Raw genomic sequence first — 18,950 nt, 5'->3', positions numbered from 1 at the left:
GTTAACACCGAATCAGTTATTCGTGTCAATGAGCGTTAACTCTAAATTCAGGAAGCTTCGATCGCCGCCTTGATCCGCTGGCCGAACTCGGGTGCGTCCTTGCGTGCTGCCCGTAGCGCAAGCGGTGCGATCAGCTTGCCGAAGCCGTGGCCTTCGAGCTCGTTGAAGATCGTGACGCGGGTCTTGCCGCCGAGGTCTTCGAGGTCGTATCCGCCGGTGGCTGCGGTAACGATGTTCTTGGAGCGCTCCGACCACCGAATCATGGTCGGCGCCGAGAATTCGGTGTACTCGAACTCGCGCTGCGTGGTCATCCCGGCATCCTTGACGGTGCTGGCGAAAACGGTGCCGACGCCGGTCGGTCCCGCCGTCGTCTTGCGGATCTCCTGAACACGCGGGCTGAACTTCTGATCGTTCACACCGGCCGCCAGAAACTCGAAAACCTGCTCTATAGGTCGATCGATGGTCACGGTCGCGTCGAATCGTCCTGCCATGGCGGCCTCCGGGTTGTGATGGATCGCGTGGGCTGAAGATACCCCCACATCGAGTGCATGGAAACGGTCGCAAATGTCGCTCCTCGAGCGACCATATGTATGCACTCGATGCGAAGGAGTCGTCATGTTCGAGCCCGCAGCGCTGATGGGATTCGTCGGGGTCTCGGACTTGGCTCGTGCCAACGAGTTCTACGGCGCGGTACTGGGTCTCGACCTGCGCGACGAGAGTCCGTTCGCGTTGGTCGCCGAGATAGGTGGAGCCATGCTGCGCATCACTGCCGTCGAGACGCCGGCCGCCGCGCCGTACACGGTATTGGGGTGGCGCGTCGACGACATCGAAGCCGCCATCGACGATCTGGTGACACGCGGCGTCGAATTCTCGCGCTACGACGGGATGGTGCAGGACGAGCGCGGCATCTGGACCACACCCGACGGCACGAAGGTGGCGTGGTTCCTCGACCCCGATCGCAACAATCTGTCGTTGACCCAGTTTCCCTGATCAGGCGGGAACGGGGACCTTGCGGCCGGACGTTCGGCCACGACGTGAACCGACGAATCGGCAGATCAGATAGATCAGGAACGAGATCGTGGTGACGAAGCTGGACACCGGCACACCGGGAGCCAGCGACAGCAGGATCCCGCCGACGGCCGCGAGTTCCGCGAACAGAATTGCCAGCACGGTTGCCTTGAGCGGACTTGCCGTCACCCGAGCAGCGGCGGCCGCGGGTGTGATCAGGAGCGACAGCACCAGCAGTGCCCCGACGATCTGCACGCCGAGTGCAGCTGCCACGCCTACCAGTACCGCGAAGACGATGGACAACGCCCGCACCGGAACGCCACGAGCAAGGGCAACCTCGGGGTCCGTGCTTGCGAACAGCAGCGGCCGGTAGACCGCTGCCAGCACCGCGAGCACCACCACCGCGCAGCCGATCAGCAGGTTCAGTCCGCTGTTGCCGACCCCCACGATCTGCCCGACCAGCAACGAGAAGCTGGTTCCGGTACGCCCCGGATAGAGCCAGATGAACAAGACGGACAAGCCGAGGCCGAACGACATGATGACGCCGATGACCGAATCACGTTCGCGCGCTTTGGCTCCGAGCAGGCCGAACAGGACAGCGGCGACAACGGATCCGAGGATTGCGCCGACGCCGACGCTGATTCCGGCGAGCAGTGCTGCGGATGCGCCGGTCAGCGAGAGTTCGCTGGTGCCGTGCACCGCGAAGGACATCTGTCTGCTGATGATGAGCGGTCCGATGGCGCCCGAGAGCAGACCGAGAATCGCGGCAGCCAGCAAAGCCTGCTGGACGAAGTCGTACCCGAGCAGGTGTGCGGTGGTGTCGAAGTCGAACATCTTGGTGAAGACGCCGGACAGTTTGTCGTTCACGGCCGGTCCTCCTGGTGGTGATGGCCACCCGCCGAACCCAATGCGTCGACGGCGTCGCCGGTACCGACCACCACCAGCCTGCCGCGTACCTTCAGAACGTCGACATCGGTTTGGTACAGCTCCGAGAGCACTGCCGAGGTCATCACCTCGTCCGGTGGGCCGATCCGGAACTGGCCGTCCACCAGATACAGCACCCGATCCACCAGCGGGAGAATCGGATTGATCTCGTGGGTGACGAAAAGTACTGCGGTGTCGCTGATTCGGCGTCGCCGGTCGATCAGCTCCGATACGCGCTGCTGATTGGCCAGGTCCAAGCTGAGCAGCGGCTCGTCGCAGAGCAGCACATTGGGGTTGCCGACCAGTGCCTGGGCAACTCGAAGACGTTGTTGCTCACCACCGGACATGGTGCCCAGCGGTGCATCGGCGAACGCTTGTGCGCCGACTTCGTCGATTGCGGCATCGACGATCGCGCGCCGTTTCGTTCGGCCGCGGAATCCGGTTCCCCATCGGTGGCCGTCGACGCCGAGGCCGACGAGGTCGCGTCCGCGCAGCGGTAGGCCGTCGTCGATCGACTTCTGTTGCGGGATGTAGCCGACATCGGAATTACCGGCGCGGGCAGGATGCCCCGCGATCTCGGCGGTACCGGATCCAAGGGCGAGCTGACCGAGCAGCACCTTCAACAGTGACGTCTTGCCGGACCCGTTCGGTCCGAGCACGGCGATGAATTCACCGGGCAGCACGTCGAGATCGAGGCCGTCCCACAGTGTGCGGTCACCGAACGACAACCGTGCGCCCGCGAGATGGACAGCGGGAGCACGGTTGTCGGGTTGCGGCTCGGTCACAGCTCCCTCGTCCATGCGGCCTGCGTCGGGAGCCGACGTGCTCGGTGAGATCGTCACTCGAGCGCCGCAGCCAACGCCTGGGCATTTTGTGTCTGCCACGCAATGTAGTCGAGACCGTCGGGCAGCGTCTCCGTGACCTGCACGATTCGAACTCCCGCGGACTCGGCTGTCGACTTGATGTCCTGGGTCACCTTGTCCTCGGTCTGCGAGTTGTAGACGAGGGCGCGGACCTTCTTCGTCGACAGCAGATCGCGAGTTGTCGCAACGGCATTCGGCGACGGATCGGTGCCCTCCTCGATCGCGTCCTCGAATTCGGGAGGCGTCAGGTCGTCGACGTCGGCAGCGGTCAGCATGTAGTGCGCAATCGGCTCGGTCTGGGCGACCGGAGCTTTGGGATGGTTCTTGGCGATGGTTGCGGTGATGTCCGAAATCGCCCGTAACTTCGATTCGAATGCGGCGGCCCGATCTGCGTAGCCCTTGGCGTTGCCCGGATCGAGCTCGGAAAGCTGGTCGGCGATCTTGTGCGCGACGGCATCGACCGTCGTCACGTCGTAGAAGACGTGCTCGTTCTTGTCGGTGCGGTTGCCTGCAATATCGAAGGCGTCGACGGTCCGCTTGTCCTTGGTGCTGTCGAGGACCTTCGGAACGAACTGGTCGTAGCCGCCGCCGTTGTAGACGACCAGGTCGGCATCGCTGAGTGCCGCCGCGTCCGACGGGCTCGACTCGTAGGAATGCGGGTCTGCGCTGGGGTCCTTGATGATCGACTCCACGCTCGCGCTGTCGCCGGCAACCGCGGTGGCAACCGATCCCCATACGTTGGTCGAGGCGACCACGGTGGGCTTGCCGTCGGCCGAGCTGTCGGAGTTTCCGCAGGCAGTCAGCGTCACCGCGGTTGCGCAGGCGAGTCCGAGTGCAGCGATGGCAGTGCGCGATGCGAGGGGTGCAGGCACGGTGACTCCCGAGTTGTTGTTAATGGAAATCGTTACCGTTATAACTTTAGCGACAGGTTTCCGGGAATGCGAATCGGGCAGCAATGCAGAATTGCTGGATGGTCGAGGACTGGTTCGTGGTCGAGACGCTGGCGGACGAGGGGCCGCACACCGTTGTCGCGGATGGCGGCCGGCGAAAATCGTGGGCAAGCCTTGCGCGAATACGGTCTACCAACGGTTCAGCTGTCAGTAGCCGGATCCCATCTCTGGTTGATCGGTGCATTAAGTCAGCTTCACCTTGTACCCGAACAGTGCCGGCCTCTCGTAGCGCCACATCAATCGATCTGGTGGCTGACCCAGTCTTCGATGCCTATGGCCTAGTCCGAGCCGTGCAGGTGTGGTGCGGCCCGACAGGCTCGACTACGTCGGTCAAGAGAGTTGTTGGCGCCTTCGAATGGAATTGGAACACCAAGACCGCGCACTGTGGGCCTGGTGTCGAGACACTTCTACTCGGAATGCGCTCACAGCGATCGATACGATCTGCGCCTGACATCTTCAGTCGTGTTGTCAGATTCGACGACCGGTTGTCCTTCCTCGACCTGCTCGCGAATTTCGAACTCGGGAAGTCTTGGGAGGGTTGCGTAACGATCGCGCATGAAGGCCAACGCATGAAACGCGTGCAGTTGGTTGCGCGGACACATGCGATGGAGGAACAACGGCGGGCGCGTTGCATATTGCACGACATCACGGATATCGATCCGCCGGCGCCGCTGTTGGATGCGGCAGCCCTCCGTTTGGTCGCAGGTGCGTCGGGGACGGGAGTCGGCCTTGTTGGCCTGGATTGGGGAGTCATCTACGAATGGCTATCGGCACCCGCCGCGCCCCTGGACAGGTGGGTGGAAGAACGCCCTGAGATCCACCCCGAGGATTTGTCGACATTCGAGGCAGCATGTCGTCGTATGTGTATTGACTCCGATCAAGAAAGCGTTGAGATGCGGGTGCGATTCGAGGGTGACCAATGGGTTGACACAATCGTCGAACTCGAACTCGCCACCCGGAGTACACCGCCGCAAGGAATCATTCGGGTGACCCCGATCGGGCGGTGAAGTCGCTCAGGCAGTCTCGGGCGACAGCAACGTCGCGCACCGCAGCAAGCCGAGATGGCTGTACGCCTGCGGATGATTGCCGAGCGAGCGTTCGGCGACAGGATCGTATTCCTCGCTCAGCAAGCCGGTCGGGCCTGCCGCACTGACGAGCTGCGCGAACAAGGCTTCGGCATCCGACTTCTTGCCGATCAGGAGGTACGCCTCGACCAGCCATGCTGCGCACAGGTGGAACCCACCCTCGCCGCCGGGCAACCCGTCGTCGTGGTGGTAGCGATACACCGTCGATCCGCTGCGCAATTCGGCTTCGGTCGCGATCACGGTTGCGGCGAATTTCGGGTCCGCCGGATCGATCAGCCCGCTCAGACCGATGTGCAGGGTCGCCGCATCGAGGTCGGTGCCGTCGTAGGCAGCGGTGAACGACTGCACCTCGTCGTTCCAACCCTTGTTCAAGACCTCGTCGGAGATGGTGTCGCGCAACGATGCCCACTCCGCGTCGGGAGTTCGGCCGAACCTCTCGGCGAGGGTGAGAGCGCGATCGACCGTCATCCAGCCCATCACCTTCGAATACACGTGATGGCGCGGGTTGCCGCGAATCTCCCAGATGCCGTGATCGGGTTCCATCCAGCGGCGCTGCACGGCGGAAACCATGGCGCACACCAGGTCCCAGTCCAGATCGGGAAGCACCTCGGTCGGTTCGACGATGCCCTTCTTCTCCCGCGCGTGCGCGAGTGATGCGATCAAGTCCACGATCGGACCGAACACGTCCAGCTGCACCTGCATGTTCGCGGCGTTGCCGACGCGAACCGGCCGCGAGCCCGCATAGCCTGGCAGCGAATCGATTACGGCCTCTGGTGGGAGTCCGGTGCCGTAGAGCGTGTAGAGCGGGTGCAGACGTTCCGGGCCTGGCAGCGTCTCCAACACCTGATGCACCCAGGCGAGATACTCCTCGGCTTCCTGCAGCGAACCGAGCGACACCAGCGCCGACGCCGTCAGTGCCGCGTCACGCAGCCAGCAATAGCGGTAATCCCAGTTGCGCACGCCGCCGATCTCTTCGGGCAACGACGTGGTTGCCGCGGCCATGATCGAGCCCGACGGCGCGTGCACCAATCCGCGCAGTGTGAGGGCCGAACGCTTCATCAGACCGGTCTTGCGTTGCGGCAGTTGGAGTTTCTCGGCCCACTCCGTCCAATACAGCTCGGCGGTCGCGCGCCGATCCGCCTCGTCTGCGGTGGACGGACCCAGATCCCATGATCCGCAACGCAATTCCAGCACGATCGGACCGGACGACGGATCGACGACGGCGCGAGCACTCTGGTGCATGCCGTCGCTGATCACGTCCCAGGACACACCGGGCGAGCGCAGAACTAGTGGGTCGTTGGTGCCGTACACCCGCAGACCGAACTCCTCCTGCTCCAACTGCACCTGCACCTGGCCGAACTCGGGCCGCGGCGCAAAGGTGACGACAGCCTTCGCGTCCCCGGTGATCACACGGGTCAGATCGGTGCGGTCCAAGGCGACGTCGTGCGGCAGGTAGTCGGTGACTTGCAGACTGGCCCAGGTGGTTTCGACGGTCATCGTGCCGTCGATGTAGCGCTGGGACAGCGGCAGCGCCGCCCGCTCGGGCGCGACCGTGAAGTGGCCGGCACCTGGCCCACCGAGCAGATGCGCGAACACGGCAGCGGAGTCCGGCTCGGGATGGCACAACCATGTCAGCGTCGCGTCCGGGGTCACCAGTGCGACCGATCGTGGGCTGGCGAGCATCGACAGGCGCTGGATGGGTGGAGCGCTGGAGCCGGACAACCACGTGCGCCGCTCCTCCAGGAGGTACGCCAACACCGTCGACACCTCTTCGGTGGAGCTCACCCGATATTCGGCCAGGCTGTCGCCGTCGCCGACCTTGATACCGATGTCCGGGCCGTGCAGACGGCGGAACGCCTTCTCGTCGGTCACGTCGTCGCCGATGAACACCGCCGCCGACGCCGCTTCCTGGTGCCGCAGGATGTCGAGGGCCGCGCCCTTGTCCGTGGCGATCACGGCCAGTTCGATGACCGCTTTGCCCTCGGTGACCTGAACGCCGACCCAGCTGGCCGCGCCCTGGCGTACGCGCTTCAACGCACGGTGCGCGATCTCGGGGGTTGCGTTGCGAACGTGCAGCGCGACGCTGGCCGGCTTGTGCTCGACGGTGACACCCTCGTTGGCGGCGGCAACCGCGTGCAACTCCGCAACCAGCTCGTCGAGCAGCTGTTTGGCGTCGTTGTCGATGGCATGGACGAAGCCGACGTCGAACTCGGATCCGTGGCTGCCCACCAACTGCACCTCGATGGGCAGGCGTGACAGCGTCGCCAGATCACGCAGCGCGCGACCCGAGATCACGGCCGCGGTTGTCGCCGAAAGCCCGGACAGCGCCCGCAGCGCGCGCACCGATTCGGCATGTGGGAAGGCCTTTTCGGGATCCGAGACGATCGGCGCGACAGTGCCGTCGTAGTCGGATGCGACGAGAAGGCGGGGCGTGCGCGCGATGGTGGCCAGCGCGCGGCGCAGCTCGAGAGATAGGTCCTGAGCACTCACCAGACAAACCTATGCGATCTGCCCCGTCGAGACGCGACCGGCGGGGCTTCCGCCGACTCAGATCACAATGTTTTTGCGATCCCCGAGCAAAAGGTCGACGGTGAGTTCGAGTCGCGCGGTCACGTCGGTAGCGGACGAGCGTCGCGTCAGCCATGCGACCAGATTGGACAGCCAGACGTCGCTGATCACGCGGGCGATGGCCAACTGCTCGTCGGTGGGTTCGCCGTCGCTCATCGCGCGGGCGAACAGCTTGTCCATCACCTTGCCGACGCGATCGACCTCCGACGCCGCAGACGCGTCCGCGAACATGAACGCACGGGTCATGGCCTCGGTGAGCAGCGGATCGCGCTGCATGGCCTTGGTGATCTGGCCGAGCACGAGTTGCATGCGCTCCTGCGCGGTCTGGCCGGGTGGAATCTTGCGCTTGCCTTCGATGCGCTCGAACTCGCGGGCCAGCGCGGATACCAGAAGATGCACCTTCGATGGGAAGTAGCGATACAGGGTGCCGACCGCGACATCCGCCTTCTCGGCGACCGAACGCATTTGCACGGCCTCGTAGCCGCCTTTGGATGCCAATGCCAACGTTGCGTCGAGGATGCGCTTGCGGCGCTCGCGCTGCGCGTTGGAACTCAAGTCGTCATCGCTGAGCGTGGTGACAGCTCCGTTGCTCGCGGTGCGCGAGCGGGCGGGGGAGTTCATTCGGCAGGTTCCTCGTGTCGGGATCGGGTGGTCGGTCTGGGCCTCGTCACGCTGGTCGGACAGCTCAGCAACCCGCGTGCCGTGACTCTCTGGTAGGAATCACATTAGAACACGTTCTACACGTTGGTGTCATTCGTGAAAGGCGGCAGCCGCTGTGACCATTGCCACCACTGACGAGCAGAAAGCCGTCCAACAGTCCATTCGGGCGTGGGCTCGCAGTGCCACTCCGATTGCAACAATGCGCACCGACGGTCCCGAGTTCTGGCGGTCGCAGTGGCGCGGCGTCGCCGACCTCGGGTTGTTCTCGGTGGCGTTGCCGGAGGAACTCGGGGGAGCGGGCGGATCGGTCGTCGATCTGGCCGTCATGCTGGAGCAGAGTGCGTCGCATCTGGTCGGCGGACCCGTGCTGTCGACCGCGCTCGCCGCCCTGGTCGTCGCGCGTGGCGACGCGGCTGTCGCGAAGCGGTGGGCACCCGAGATTGCCGACGGCGCGTTGCCCTGTGCGGTGGCGCTGGACAGTTCGGTGACCGGCGTCGAATCCGACGGGGGCGTGACCGTCACCGGTGAAGCGGCGATCGCGATCGGTGGTGCCACGGACGTTGCCGTGTTGCTGCCGGTTCAACTGGTCGATCGCGAGGTCTGGTGCTTGGCGGACAACGCGGCGATCGAGCAGCTCGACGCCGTGGATCGCACCACCCCACTCTCTCGGGTTCGGTTCGACGGGCAACACATCGACGCCGATCGGATCGTCGGGACGTTGCGGCCAGGCCTTGTCGACGATCTCGCGGCGACTCTGGTGGCCGCCGAAGCCGCCGGTATCGCGTCGTGGTGTCTGGATACTGCGGTCGAGTACGCCAAGATCCGCGAGCAGTTCGGCCGCAAGATCGGGTCGTTCCAGGCGGTCAAGCACCTCTGCGCGGAAATGCTGTGCCGGGTCGAGCGGACTCGCGCCGTCGCGTGGGATGCGGCCAATGCTGCAGGCGACGGCGCCGAGTTGCCGATCGCTGCGGCGGTCGCGGCCTCGGTTGCTCTCGATGCGGCAGTCGAAACGGCCAAGGACTGCATCCAGGTGTTGGGCGGCATCGGATTCACCTGGGAGCACGACGCACACTTCTATCTCCGACGTGCGACGGCGTTGCGACAGTTGTTCGGCGGGTCGTCCGTGTGGCGCAGGCGCGTCACCGAACTGACGCGGTCCGGTGCGCGCCGTGGAACTAGCATCGACCTCAGTGATCTCGATGCCGAGCGCGCCGAGATTCGGAAGGAAGTGGCGGCCGTCGCCGCGCTCCCTGAGGGCGAACGGCGGGCGGCACTTGCGGACGCCGGACTGATCGCGTCGCACTGGCCGGTGCCGTTCGGTCGCGCGGCCGACGCAGCGCAGCAGCTGGTGATCGATCAGGAACTTGCGAGCGCAGGCATCGCGACGCCGGACCTGGTCATCGGCGCCTGGGCGGTGCCGACGATTCTCGAACACGGTTCGCAGGAACAGATCGAGCGCCTGGTGCGGCCGACCCTGCGAGGCGAGGTTGCGTGGTGCCAGTTGTTCAGCGAACCAGGTGCGGGCTCGGATCTGGCATCGCTGCGGATGACGGCAACACAGGTGGACGGCGGCTGGTCGCTACAAGGACAGAAGGTGTGGACTTCCATTGCGCAGAAAGCGGATTGGGGTATCTGCCTTGCGCGCACGGACAAGGATGCGCCGAAGCATCGCGGCATCACCTACTTCCTGATCGACATGCGCAGCAAGGGCATCCGGATTGCGCCGCTGCGCGAAATCACCGGCGAGGAACGCTTTAACGAGGTGTACCTGGACGACGTGTTCGTCCCCGACGATTGCGTTGTCGGCGCTGTGAACGGTGGTTGGCGATTGGCCCACACGACGCTGGCGAACGAGCGGGTGGCGATCGGCGGCGGATCATTGCTCGGCGCCACGATGGAGGAGCTCCTCGAGTCGGCTCCTGTCGACGATCCGGTGTTGACCGACAGGCTCGGCGGGCTGATCGGCGACGCGATGGTGGGCTCGCTGCTCGAGTTGCGAACCGCAATTCGGCAGCTCGAAGGTCAGGACCCCGGACCCGAGTCGAGCGTGCGCAAACTGGTCGGTGTTCGGTACCGCCAGGGTGTCGCCGAATTCGCGTTGGAGGCGTCGGGCGTCGCGGGCGCGGTGGAAGGCGTACCCGCGCACGATTTCTTCGTGACGCGGTGCCTGTCCATCGCGGGTGGAACCACTCAGATCCTGCTCACGGTGGCGGGTGAACGGATTCTCGGCCTGCCGCGGGAGTGACCTTTCGCGGCCATTCGATCGGTGATACAACTAGAACGTGTTCTAAATCGCTCCTGGACGGGACAGCGCGTGGACTTTACGAGAGATCAGACGCAGGATGCGGTGGCGGAGGCCGCCGCAGGACTGCTCGAGAAAGCTGCCGAACAATCGGCCGAGCAAGCGTGGTCGGCCGTGTCGAGCCTCAGCGAACTTGCACTTCCCGAGCGCCTCGGCGGTGACGGGGTCGGCCTCACCGGTGTCGCAACGTTGCTCACCGAGATCGGCCGCACTGCGACGCAGGTGCCTGCCTTGGCGACCCTCGGATTCGGCGTGCTGCCACTGCTCGCACTCGCGGACGAGTCGGTCCAGGACGAGATCCTTCCTCAGGTTGCAGACGGTGCCGTGCTGACGGCCGGTCTCGGCGAACCCGGCAAGCCCTTCGTCGCAGACCCGGCGACAACGGCCATCGTCGACGGCGATTCGATCGTCGTCACCGGGACCAAGATCGCGGTTCCCTATGCGCAGCAAGCGCTCCGCATCCTGGTACCGACCGACACGGGCGTCGTCCTGGTCGCACCGGATGCGGACGGGGTACGGCTTACGCAGACGCCGTCGTCGTCGGGTGCGCCGGAGTTCGCTGTTCGGCTCGACGGTGTGCGGGTGCCGCGAGCAGCGTTGCTGCCCGGGGATCCCGCTGTGCTGCTGCGGATTGCGTTGGCGAGCATCGGCGCTAGTGCCGACGGGTTGGTGTCCGGCGCCGCCGCCTTGACCGCTGAGCACCTGCGCACTCGCCATCAGTTCGGCAAGCCGCTCGCCACCTTCCAGGCTGTCGCGCAACAGATCGCCGATGTCTACGTCACGTCACGCACACTGCACGTATCCGCACTTGCGTCTGCGTGGCGACTGTCCGAAAGCCTCGATGCCGACAGCGATCTGGACGTCCTGGCCTACTGGATCGCCAGCGAGGTGCCCGCGGCGATGCAGGTGTGTCATCACCTGCACGGCGGTCTCGGCGTCGACATCACGTATCCGATGCATCGCTACTACTCGCAGACCAAAGACCTGGCGCGGCTGGTCGGCGGCGCGGCATACCGACTCGACTTGTTGGGGGCGCGGTGTTCATCGATCTGACCGACGAGCAGTTGGCGCTGCAAAAGGAACTGCGCGAATACTTTTCGGACCTGATCAGCGCGGACGAGTCGGCGTTGATGATGACCGAACGCCACGGCGCGACCTACCGCGAGGTAATCAAGCGGATGGGCAAGGACGGCTGGTTGGGCGTCGGCTGGCCGAAGGAGTTCGGCGGCCGCGGCTTCGGCGAGGTGGAGCAGCAGATCTTCGCCAACGAGGCCATCCGTGCCGACGTTCCGCTCCCAGCCGTCACGCTGCAGACAGTCGGTCCGACCTTGCAGACCTACGGCACGGAAGAACAGAAGCGAAAGTTCTTGCCCGCCATCCTGGCAGGCGACGTGCATTTCGCGATCGGCTACACCGAACCGGAGGCAGGCACCGACCTCGCGTCGTTGCGCACGACGGCGGTGCGCGATGCCGACGGCGATTTCGTGGTCAACGGGCAGAAGATATTCACCACCGGTGGACACGATGCCGACTACCTGTGGCTGGCAGTTCGGACCGGACCGCCGGATTCCAGGCACCGCGGTATCTCGATCCTGATCATGGACACCTCCGATCCGGGCTACTCGTGGACTCCGATCATCACCTGTGACGGCGCGCACCATGTCAACGCGACCTACTACTCGGATGTGCACGTTCCCGCGGACATGCTTGTGGGAGAAGAGAACGCGGGTTGGAAGCTGATCACGACGCAGCTCAATCATGAGCGTGTCATGCTCGGGCCCGCCGGCCGGGTCGGCGGACTCTACGACCGCGTCAAAGCATGGGCCGCCGATCACGACCTGCTGGGTGAGCCTGACGTGCAACGGGCTCTCGGCGAGATCTTCGCGACGTATCGAATCAACGAACTGCTGAACTGGCAGGTTGCGTCGAGCGAAGCGGACGCGATCGACATCGCCGATGCCTCGGCAACCAAAGTGTTTGCCACCGAACGCATTCAACGCATCGGCCGGTTGGTCGAAGAAGTGATCGGGCGTCACGGCGACCCCAGCGATCCCGATACCGCCGCGCTGATGGACTGGCTGGACAAGCAGATCAAGCGCAACCTGGTTATCACCTTCGGCGGTGGTGTCAACGAGGTGATGCGCGAACTGATCGCGACTACCGGCCTGAAACTTCCACGCGTACCGAGATAGAGGGGACTCCACGTGAGTGAGTCGATAACCGCTGCTGCGCAGCGCATTGCGGCGGCGGGGGAGAGCAGGCACGGGCCTGGTCGCGACCCGGTCAATGCGCCGATGATCAACAACTGGGTCGAGGCGATCGGCGACAGGAATCCCGTCTACGTCGACGTGGACGCGGCGAAAGCGGCGGGGTTCGACGGGGTTGTCGCTCCACCCGCGATGGCCCAGGTCTGGACGATGCCGGGTCTGCACGGCAGCCGCGACGCCGACGATCCGATCTCGCAGATCTTCGGTGTGCTCGACGACGCGGGCTACACCTCCATCGTTGCCACCAACTGCGACCAGACCTATCACCGCTACCTACAGCTCGGTGAAGAAGTCACCGGCACAACGGCATTGGAAGGTGTGGTCGGGCCGAAGCGGACCGCTCTGGGTGAGGGCTGGTTCGTCACCACCCGCTACTTCTGGTACGTCGGTGACGAGTTGGTGGCCGAGATGCTGTTCCGGATGCTGAAGTTCGCGCCAGGAACCGCGGCGGCCGCGGCACCCGCTGCTGTCGACCCGGCGACAGCGATCAGGCCGGTCGTCTCGCACGACACTGAATTCTTCTGGGCGGGAACCAAGGCCGGCGAGCTGCGAATCCAGCGTGTGCAGGACGGGTCGCTGCGGCATCCGCCGATTCCTGCGATCTGGCAGGACAAATCGGAGCCGACCGACTATGCGGTCGCCAAAGGCACCGGCACGGTGTTCAGCTACGTGGTGCACCACGCGCCGAAGGTGCCGGGGCGAACCACGCCGTTTGTCGTTGCGCTGGTGGAACTTCAAGAGGGCGTGCGCATGTTGGGCGAACTACGCGGAATTGCTCCCGACGACGTCACAGTCGGCCTGCCCGTCGAGGTCGAGTTCCTCCACGTCGACGACGACCTGACCATCCCGGCCTGGCGCCCCGTCCAACCTGTTGCGGAGACCAAGTGACACAAACGCTGCAACCAGCCGTCGGCGATGTTCTGCCCGAGCTGGTCATCACCGCGGATCCGACCTTCGTCATCAGTACTGCGTTGGCGACCAGAGACTTTCAAGATGTGCACCACGACCGCGACAAGGCGATAGAGCGCGGGTCCAAGGACATTTTCGTCAACATCCTGACCGATACCGGGCTTGTCCAGCGGTTCGTGACGGACTGGTCGGGTCCGGGCGCGGTCGTCAAATCGATCACCCTGCGACTGGGTGTGCCGTGGTACGCCTACGACACGCTCACCCTCACCGGAACCGTCAGTGCTGTAACCGATTCCGAAGTGACAGTCGACGTGGTCGGCAAGGACTCGCTGGGCGATCACATCGTCGCGAAGGTCACGATCGACGCTGGAGGGAACGCATGAACGGCATTTCCCGGGAAGCCGCAATCGTCGGCATCGGCGCCACCGACTACTCGAAGAATTCGGGTCGCACCGAATTACGACTTGCCGCAGAGGCGGTGACGACCGCCCTGGCCGACGCGGGACTGACGCCTGCCGACGTCGACGGCCTGACGACGTTCACGATGGACTCGAATACCGAAGCGGCAGTTGCCCGTGCGGTCGGAATCCCGAGTCTCAAGTTCTTCAGCCAGGTCAACTTCGGCGGTGGAGCCGCGTGCGCGACGGTGCAGCATGCGGCGATGGCCGTCGCATCCGGAATTGCCGACGTGGTCGTCGCCTACCGCGCGTTCAACGAACGCTCGGCCACCCGATTCGGCCAGTTCTCCACCGGCCTTGCCGCGGCGCCGACGTCGTCGGGCGTCGATGCCGGCTGGTCGTACCCTCATGGACTGGGGACGCCGGCAGCGCAGGTTGCAATGGTCGCCCGCCGCTACATGCACGTATACGGTGCAACCAGTGCGGATTTCGGCGCCGTCGCCGTCGCCGATCGCAAGCATGCTGCGGTCAATCCGGCCGCGTTCTTCTACGGCAAGCCGATCACGCTGGAGGACCACCAGAACTCGCGGTGGATCGCCGAACCGCTGCACCTGCTCGATTGCTGTCAGGAGTCCGACGGCGGTATCGCGATCGTGGTGACATCCGCCGAGCGCGCGAAGGATCTGAAACAGAAGCCCGCCGTCATCGCGGCGGCTGCGCAAGGCGCCGGATCCGACCAGTACGTGATGACCAGCTACTACCGCGACGGCATGACCGGTCTGCCAGAGATGGGCTTGGTCGGCGAGCAGTTGTGGGCGCAATCGGGCCTCACCCCCGCCGAGATGCAGATGGCTGTGCTCTACGACCACTTCACGCCCTTCGTGTTGATGCAGCTCGAGGAACTAGGTTTCTGTGGTCGCGGAGAGGCCAAGGATTTCATCGCCGGCGGTGCGATCGAGCACGGTGGGCGGCTGCCGTTGAACACGCACGGCGGCCAGTTGGGCGAGGCCTATATCCACGGCATGAACGGAATTGCGGAGGGAGTCCGGCAGATTCGCGGTACTTCGGTCAATCAAGTGGACCGCGTGGAGAACGTGCTGGTCACCGCGGGCACCGGAGTTCCGACGTCGGGATTGGTGCTCACGGCGTAGCTTTAGCACCATGTCGCAGGGCTATTATCCACCGCCGTACGGTCCGCCTGCGAAACCGCCGATGATCGTGTGGGACGTCACGTTGAGCTGCATCCTGCTCGGCGTGACGGTGTTGATCGGTGGTTGCGCTGCGATCATGGGCATGTTTTCACTGATGTTCCTCGACGACTGCCCGCCCGAAACCTGCAGTGCCGGTGGTGCATTCAGTGCGGTATCCATTGCGCTGGTGATCGCGGGCGTGGTCGGAGCGGTCGGGTTGATCGTCGCAATTGTGCGGATGAACAAGCGCCGAGTTTCCTGGCCGATCTCGCTGGGCACCCTTGTGGCGTGCAGCGTGATCATCGTGGTCGGCGGCTACGGTTGGGCGAGCGCCGTGGGCGCGTAGCGCGAATCGGAAACCTCGAAACCCAGGAGTGAAACATGCGCGCGGTCACGTACTCGAAATACGCACCCGACAACTCGACCCTGCACCTCGGTGAGCATCCCGACGCCAAGGTCGGACCAGGGCAGGTGTTGATCGAGGTCAAGGCGGCAGGCGTCAACCCGGTGGACTGGAAGGTCCTCGCCGGCGGACTGGACGCCATGATGGACGCCGTGTTCCCGGCGATTCCGGGCTGGGATGTTGCCGGCGTCGTCACTGCCATCGGCCCGGACACCCCGGAATTTGCCGTCGGCGACGAGGTCGTCGCTTACGCACGCAAAGAGGTCGTTCGCGATGGGACATTCGCCGAGCGAGTCGCGGTGTCTGCGGAAGCGGTTGCGAGCAAGCCGGCGTCGTTGAGCTGGGAGCAGGCAGGCGGGCTCCCGCTGGCAGGACTGACTGCATTGAAGACATTGCGGCACATCGGAATCGAGCCGTCCGGCGCAGGAAAGACGGTACTCATCCACGCTGCGGCGGGCGGTGTCGGCAGCCTCGGCGTGCAGATCGCGGTCGCCGCGGGCGCACGAGTGATCGGCACCGCGTCCGAGCGAAACCACGACTACCTGCGCAGCCTCGGTGCCGAGCCGGTCACCTATGGCGACGGTCTCGCCGATCGGGTTCGCGAGCTTGCACCCGACGGCGTGGATGCGGTGGCCGACTTTGTCGGCGGCGTGCTCGACGTGACGTTGGCCGTGCTCGCCGACGGTGGGCAGCACGCGTCGATCGCGGATCCGGGTGCGGCGGGCAACGGTGGCAGCTGGCTGTGGGTGCGTCCCAACGGTCCCGATCTGGTCCGCCTCGGCGAGCTGATCGACGCGGGGAAGCTGACGATCGAGGTGGCACAGACCTTTTCGCTCGATCAGGTCGGCGATGCGTTCGATGCGAGCCGATCGGGCACTACGCGCGGCAAGTTGGTGATCGTGCCTTAGGGTGCGTCGAACTCGAGCGTCACGCGCGGTTCAGCCGCAACTCCACGACCGGCACCAGCTCTTCCCATGAGCTTCGCCGCGCCAGCGGCTCTGCCCATTCACGCATGACCTCTTCGAGTTTGGCGAAGGCGGTTGGATGCTCGACGCGGTAGCGGGCGATGGCTCTGGCGCCGTCGTCCGGCGTGAGGACGCGGGCCTTGGCAGGTTTCTCGCGTCGCGTTCCCACCGAGATTCGCACGTCTGGATTCGCCTGGATATTGCGGAACCATTGCGATCCGGGGCCCAATCCCGCGACAACGACGAACGCATCCGGCTCGGGGCGTTCGGCGACCTCCAGCACGACGAAGCGCGGATTGCCGGTCTTGCGTCCTCGATGTTCGAGCAGAAGCATCCGCGTGCCGAAGATCCAGCCCAGCCGCAGGCGGAAGAGCGCAATCGGCGCACGCACCAACCAACGTGTTCGCAGCAATCGTGAAGCCAAACTCATACGTCTTGCTTACCACCTCGTGAGGGCACCGCGCAGGTAGGTATCGAGTGCATGCGCGAGCTGGTCGATGCTCGCGTCCGTGCCTGCCCGCAGGCCGTCGAGCGACCGCGCGCCGACCACACGATCGAAGATCAGGCCTTCGCACAGACTGACGAAGTCGGCCGCCGCCGTTTCGGGATCGTCGGTGCCGAGAGCGCGGAACAGAGCTACCGCGTTCGGGCGAGAAAACACGCTCGTCGCCAACGCCGCGTGCAATGGCGAGTCCGACGGCAATTCGATCGACAACGCAGTCCGTGCAATCAGTTGCTGGGTGCGGTGCGCGAGCGTGCCATCGAGGGACAGTGCGATGTCCCTGGCGAGATTCTCATGGTCTCGACCTGCGGAAACCGTCAACCCCGACGCCTCGAAGTCCGAGCGCGACGTGGCCACGATGTGGTGGGCAATCGCGTCGATCAAGGCATGTCGGGTTCTGAAGTAGTACGACGTGGAACCCGTCGGCAGCTCGAGCAAGGCGTCGACCGCCCTGTGCGTCATTGCTTTGATCCCGTGCGACGCGATGATTTCGATCGCCGCATCGACTATGTTCGTGCGCCTGTCGGTTCCGCTTGTCCGCTCCATCACGCTCCCTTGCCGCCAAGCACTCTACATTCGTAGAGTCGAGTTGTGACCCTCATCGAGCAGATCGAACAGCGGGCTCGCGACGACGGATTCGAGTTGGACGATGTTCAGCGCCGAGCGGCCGCCGGCCTCGCGGCGCTTAACCGTGATCGACGGCCGCACCGCGGTCTCTATCTCTGGGGCCCGGTCGGCCGCGGCAAGACGTGGCTGCTCGACGCCTTCGTCGCGTTCACCCCGATTCGCGAGACGCGGCGCATGCATTGGCACAGCTTCCTGGTGGACCTGCATCGCGTGACGCATGCTCTCGGCTCGATCGATGCTGCTGTCGATGCGCTGCTGCGTGACTGCCAGATGCTGAGTTTCGACGAGTTCCATGTGCACAACATCGGTGACGCCAAACTCGTCGAACGCTTCCTGAACGCGGTGTTCGCGCGCGGAATCGTCTTCGTTGTCACGTCCAACTACCCGCCCGCCGGATTGATGCCGAATCCGTTGACCCACCACGCCTTTCTCTCGGCCATCGCGCTGATCGAGTCCCGGATGAAGGTGCTCGCCGTCGCTGGACCCGTCGACTACCGCACTGTGAGTACCGCTGCCAGGCAGGGGTTTTCGGACGGCAACTATTTTGTGGGCGCCATGCTCGACGACGGTCCAACGATCGAGCTCCAGGTAGGCACTCGCTTTGTTTGCGCGCGTCAGGTCGACGGCGACAGCGTGCGTTTCGACTTCCGGGACCTGTGCGAGCGACCGACCGCCACAGCGGATTACCTGATTCTCGTCGAGCGGTATCGGCGCTGGACTATCAGCGCTGTCCCGCCACTCGTCACCGCTACCAAGGAGGCAGTCGCGCGGTTTTGCAATGTTGTCGACGTGCTCTGTGATGCGGGTGTCGAGCTGACGGTGGTTTCCGATGTCCCACTCGATCGCCTTGTCGACGGCGACATCTCGGCGCGAGATCTCGCGCGCACGGTCAGTCGACTCTCGATGTTGCACCAGGAAATGGCGACGAATCCTCAGCCCGGGCCGTCGGGATGGATGAGGTCGTAGGCGAGCGAAAGCTTCTTGGGGACGACCATGCGCCAGGCGTCGACGACGAACTCGCGGGCCTCCGCGGAATCCAGCTCGGCGAGTTCGGCATGGACCCAGTTGAAACGCATGTCCGATACCGATGGCAATTGGAACTTGTGCGGTTCGCTCGCGACGAGCGCCTCTCGCTCGTCTTTCGGGAACGCGAAGCCCATCACCGTCTCGTCCAGCGAGAACCCGACGTAGACGATCTGTTTGACGCGAAACTTCAGTCTGCCGTGTACGTACACCGGATACGAACGCTCCAATGTGGTGCCCAATGGCCGAACATCGTCGATCACCGCCATTACTGGATCACCGCCATTCTCTGATTCTCGCCGATCG

General features: G+C 64.6%; 20 protein-coding genes. 11 read left to right on the top strand and 9 right to left on the bottom strand.

From position 1 onward, the window contains the following. Window positions 1-47: 47 nt before the first annotated feature. On the bottom strand, window positions 48-491 hold the full coding sequence (locus tag FOY51_RS16695) for an SRPBCC family protein (RefSeq protein ID WP_149431378.1): 444 nt from the start codon (window positions 489-491) through the stop codon (window positions 48-50). 124 nt (window positions 492-615) lie between these two features. Between FOY51_RS16695 and FOY51_RS16690 the strand changes: the two genes are divergently transcribed. Next, on the top strand, window positions 616-990 hold the full coding sequence (locus FOY51_RS16690; protein WP_149431377.1) for a VOC family protein: 375 nt from the start codon (window positions 616-618) through the stop codon (window positions 988-990). On the opposite strand, the gene FOY51_RS16685 is transcribed toward FOY51_RS16690, so the two are convergent. The 3 genes from FOY51_RS16685 to FOY51_RS16675 are packed head-to-tail and all read right to left on the bottom strand — an operon-like array spanning window position 991 to window position 3,667. Further along, a complete protein-coding gene (locus FOY51_RS16685) occupies window positions 991-1,842 on the bottom strand; it encodes a metal ABC transporter permease (protein WP_371830456.1) in 852 nt (283 codons plus the stop codon). Between the two features lie 29 nt (window positions 1,843-1,871). Next, window positions 1,872-2,732, bottom strand: a complete 861-nt coding sequence (locus tag FOY51_RS16680) for a metal ABC transporter ATP-binding protein (RefSeq protein ID WP_149431459.1) — start codon at window positions 2,730-2,732, stop codon at window positions 1,872-1,874. Between the two features lie 38 nt (window positions 2,733-2,770). After that, window positions 2,771-3,667 (bottom strand): metal ABC transporter solute-binding protein, Zn/Mn family, encoded by an 897-nt coding sequence (locus FOY51_RS16675; protein WP_149431375.1) that lies wholly within the window; start codon window positions 3,665-3,667, stop codon window positions 2,771-2,773. A gap of 98 nt (window positions 3,668-3,765) precedes the next feature. Between FOY51_RS16675 and FOY51_RS16670 the strand changes: the two genes are divergently transcribed. Further along, complete coding sequence (locus tag FOY51_RS16670; RefSeq protein ID WP_149431374.1) at window positions 3,766-4,752, top strand: GAF domain-containing protein; 987 nt, start codon at window positions 3,766-3,768, stop codon at window positions 4,750-4,752. A gap of 6 nt (window positions 4,753-4,758) precedes the next feature. Here the strand turns inward: FOY51_RS16670 and otsB are convergent, their stop codons facing one another. After that, the gene (otsB, locus tag FOY51_RS16665; RefSeq protein ID WP_149431373.1) at window positions 4,759-7,320 is read right to left on the bottom strand and encodes a trehalose-phosphatase; all 2,562 of its coding nucleotides are present in this window, start codon (window positions 7,318-7,320) and stop codon (window positions 4,759-4,761) included. Window positions 7,321-7,377: 57 nt separating this feature from the next. Continuing rightward, window positions 7,378-8,019: a cholesterol catabolism transcriptional regulator KstR gene (gene kstR, locus FOY51_RS16660; protein ID WP_149431372.1), complete on the bottom strand. Its 642-nt coding sequence runs from the start codon at window positions 8,017-8,019 to the stop codon at window positions 7,378-7,380. Window positions 8,020-8,173: 154 nt separating this feature from the next. Between kstR and FOY51_RS16655 the strand changes: the two genes are divergently transcribed. From FOY51_RS16655 to FOY51_RS16620, 8 genes are all read left to right on the top strand, one after another. Continuing rightward, the gene (locus FOY51_RS16655; RefSeq protein WP_149431371.1) at window positions 8,174-10,303 is read left to right on the top strand and encodes an acyl-CoA dehydrogenase family protein; all 2,130 of its coding nucleotides are present in this window, start codon (window positions 8,174-8,176) and stop codon (window positions 10,301-10,303) included. Window positions 10,304-10,372: 69 nt separating this feature from the next. Beyond that, window positions 10,373-11,413 (top strand): acyl-CoA dehydrogenase family protein, encoded by a 1,041-nt coding sequence (locus FOY51_RS16650; protein ID WP_149431370.1) that lies wholly within the window; start codon window positions 10,373-10,375, stop codon window positions 11,411-11,413. Further along, window positions 11,398-12,552 (top strand): acyl-CoA dehydrogenase family protein, encoded by a 1,155-nt coding sequence (locus FOY51_RS16645; RefSeq protein WP_149431369.1) that lies wholly within the window; start codon window positions 11,398-11,400, stop codon window positions 12,550-12,552. Before FOY51_RS16650 ends, FOY51_RS16645 begins: the two co-directional genes overlap by 16 nt. 12 nt (window positions 12,553-12,564) lie before the next feature. Next, window positions 12,565-13,515 (top strand): bifunctional MaoC family dehydratase N-terminal/OB-fold nucleic acid binding domain-containing protein, encoded by a 951-nt coding sequence (locus tag FOY51_RS16640; protein ID WP_149431368.1) that lies wholly within the window; start codon window positions 12,565-12,567, stop codon window positions 13,513-13,515. Beyond that, on the top strand, window positions 13,512-13,919 hold the full coding sequence (locus tag FOY51_RS16635) for a MaoC family dehydratase (protein ID WP_149431367.1): 408 nt from the start codon (window positions 13,512-13,514) through the stop codon (window positions 13,917-13,919). Before FOY51_RS16640 ends, FOY51_RS16635 begins: the two co-directional genes overlap by 4 nt. Next, on the top strand, window positions 13,916-15,085 hold the full coding sequence (locus FOY51_RS16630; protein ID WP_149431366.1) for a lipid-transfer protein: 1,170 nt from the start codon (window positions 13,916-13,918) through the stop codon (window positions 15,083-15,085). Before FOY51_RS16635 ends, FOY51_RS16630 begins: the two co-directional genes overlap by 4 nt. 10 nt (window positions 15,086-15,095) lie before the next feature. After that, a complete protein-coding gene (locus FOY51_RS16625; protein WP_235916408.1) occupies window positions 15,096-15,470 on the top strand; it encodes a hypothetical protein in 375 nt (124 codons plus the stop codon). Window positions 15,471-15,505: 35 nt separating this feature from the next. Further along, window positions 15,506-16,435, top strand: a complete 930-nt coding sequence (locus tag FOY51_RS16620) for an NADP-dependent oxidoreductase (protein ID WP_149431365.1) — start codon at window positions 15,506-15,508, stop codon at window positions 16,433-16,435. Between the two features lie 19 nt (window positions 16,436-16,454). Here the strand turns inward: FOY51_RS16620 and FOY51_RS16615 are convergent, their stop codons facing one another. Both FOY51_RS16615 and FOY51_RS16610 read right to left on the bottom strand, forming a co-directional pair. Continuing rightward, window positions 16,455-16,922 carry a nitroreductase family deazaflavin-dependent oxidoreductase gene (locus FOY51_RS16615; RefSeq protein WP_149431364.1) on the bottom strand — a complete coding sequence of 156 codons (468 nt, stop codon included), beginning with the start codon at window positions 16,920-16,922 and terminating at the stop codon, window positions 16,455-16,457. A gap of 9 nt (window positions 16,923-16,931) precedes the next feature. Beyond that, window positions 16,932-17,456 (bottom strand): TetR/AcrR family transcriptional regulator, encoded by a 525-nt coding sequence (locus tag FOY51_RS16610; RefSeq protein WP_235916407.1) that lies wholly within the window; start codon window positions 17,454-17,456, stop codon window positions 16,932-16,934. A gap of 129 nt (window positions 17,457-17,585) precedes the next feature. On the opposite strand from FOY51_RS16610, the gene zapE reads away from it, so the two are divergent. Continuing rightward, window positions 17,586-18,587, top strand: coding sequence for a cell division protein ZapE (gene zapE / locus FOY51_RS16605; RefSeq protein WP_149431362.1), 1,002 nt, complete (start codon window positions 17,586-17,588; stop codon window positions 18,585-18,587). Here the strand turns inward: zapE and FOY51_RS16600 are convergent. After that, window positions 18,554-18,913: an MmcQ/YjbR family DNA-binding protein gene (locus FOY51_RS16600; protein WP_149431361.1), complete on the bottom strand. Its 360-nt coding sequence runs from the start codon at window positions 18,911-18,913 to the stop codon at window positions 18,554-18,556. The two genes, zapE and FOY51_RS16600, sit on opposite strands and share 34 nt — an antisense overlap. Window positions 18,914-18,950: the final 37 nt, after the last annotated feature.

Origin of the sequence: Antrihabitans cavernicola (assembly GCF_008297975.1) — a bacterium.
GTDB lineage: Bacteria > Actinomycetota > Actinomycetes > Mycobacteriales > Mycobacteriaceae > Antrihabitans > Antrihabitans cavernicola.
Note: the sequence above shows the minus strand (reverse complement) of the source record. Positions and strands in the feature narration are given on the sequence as shown.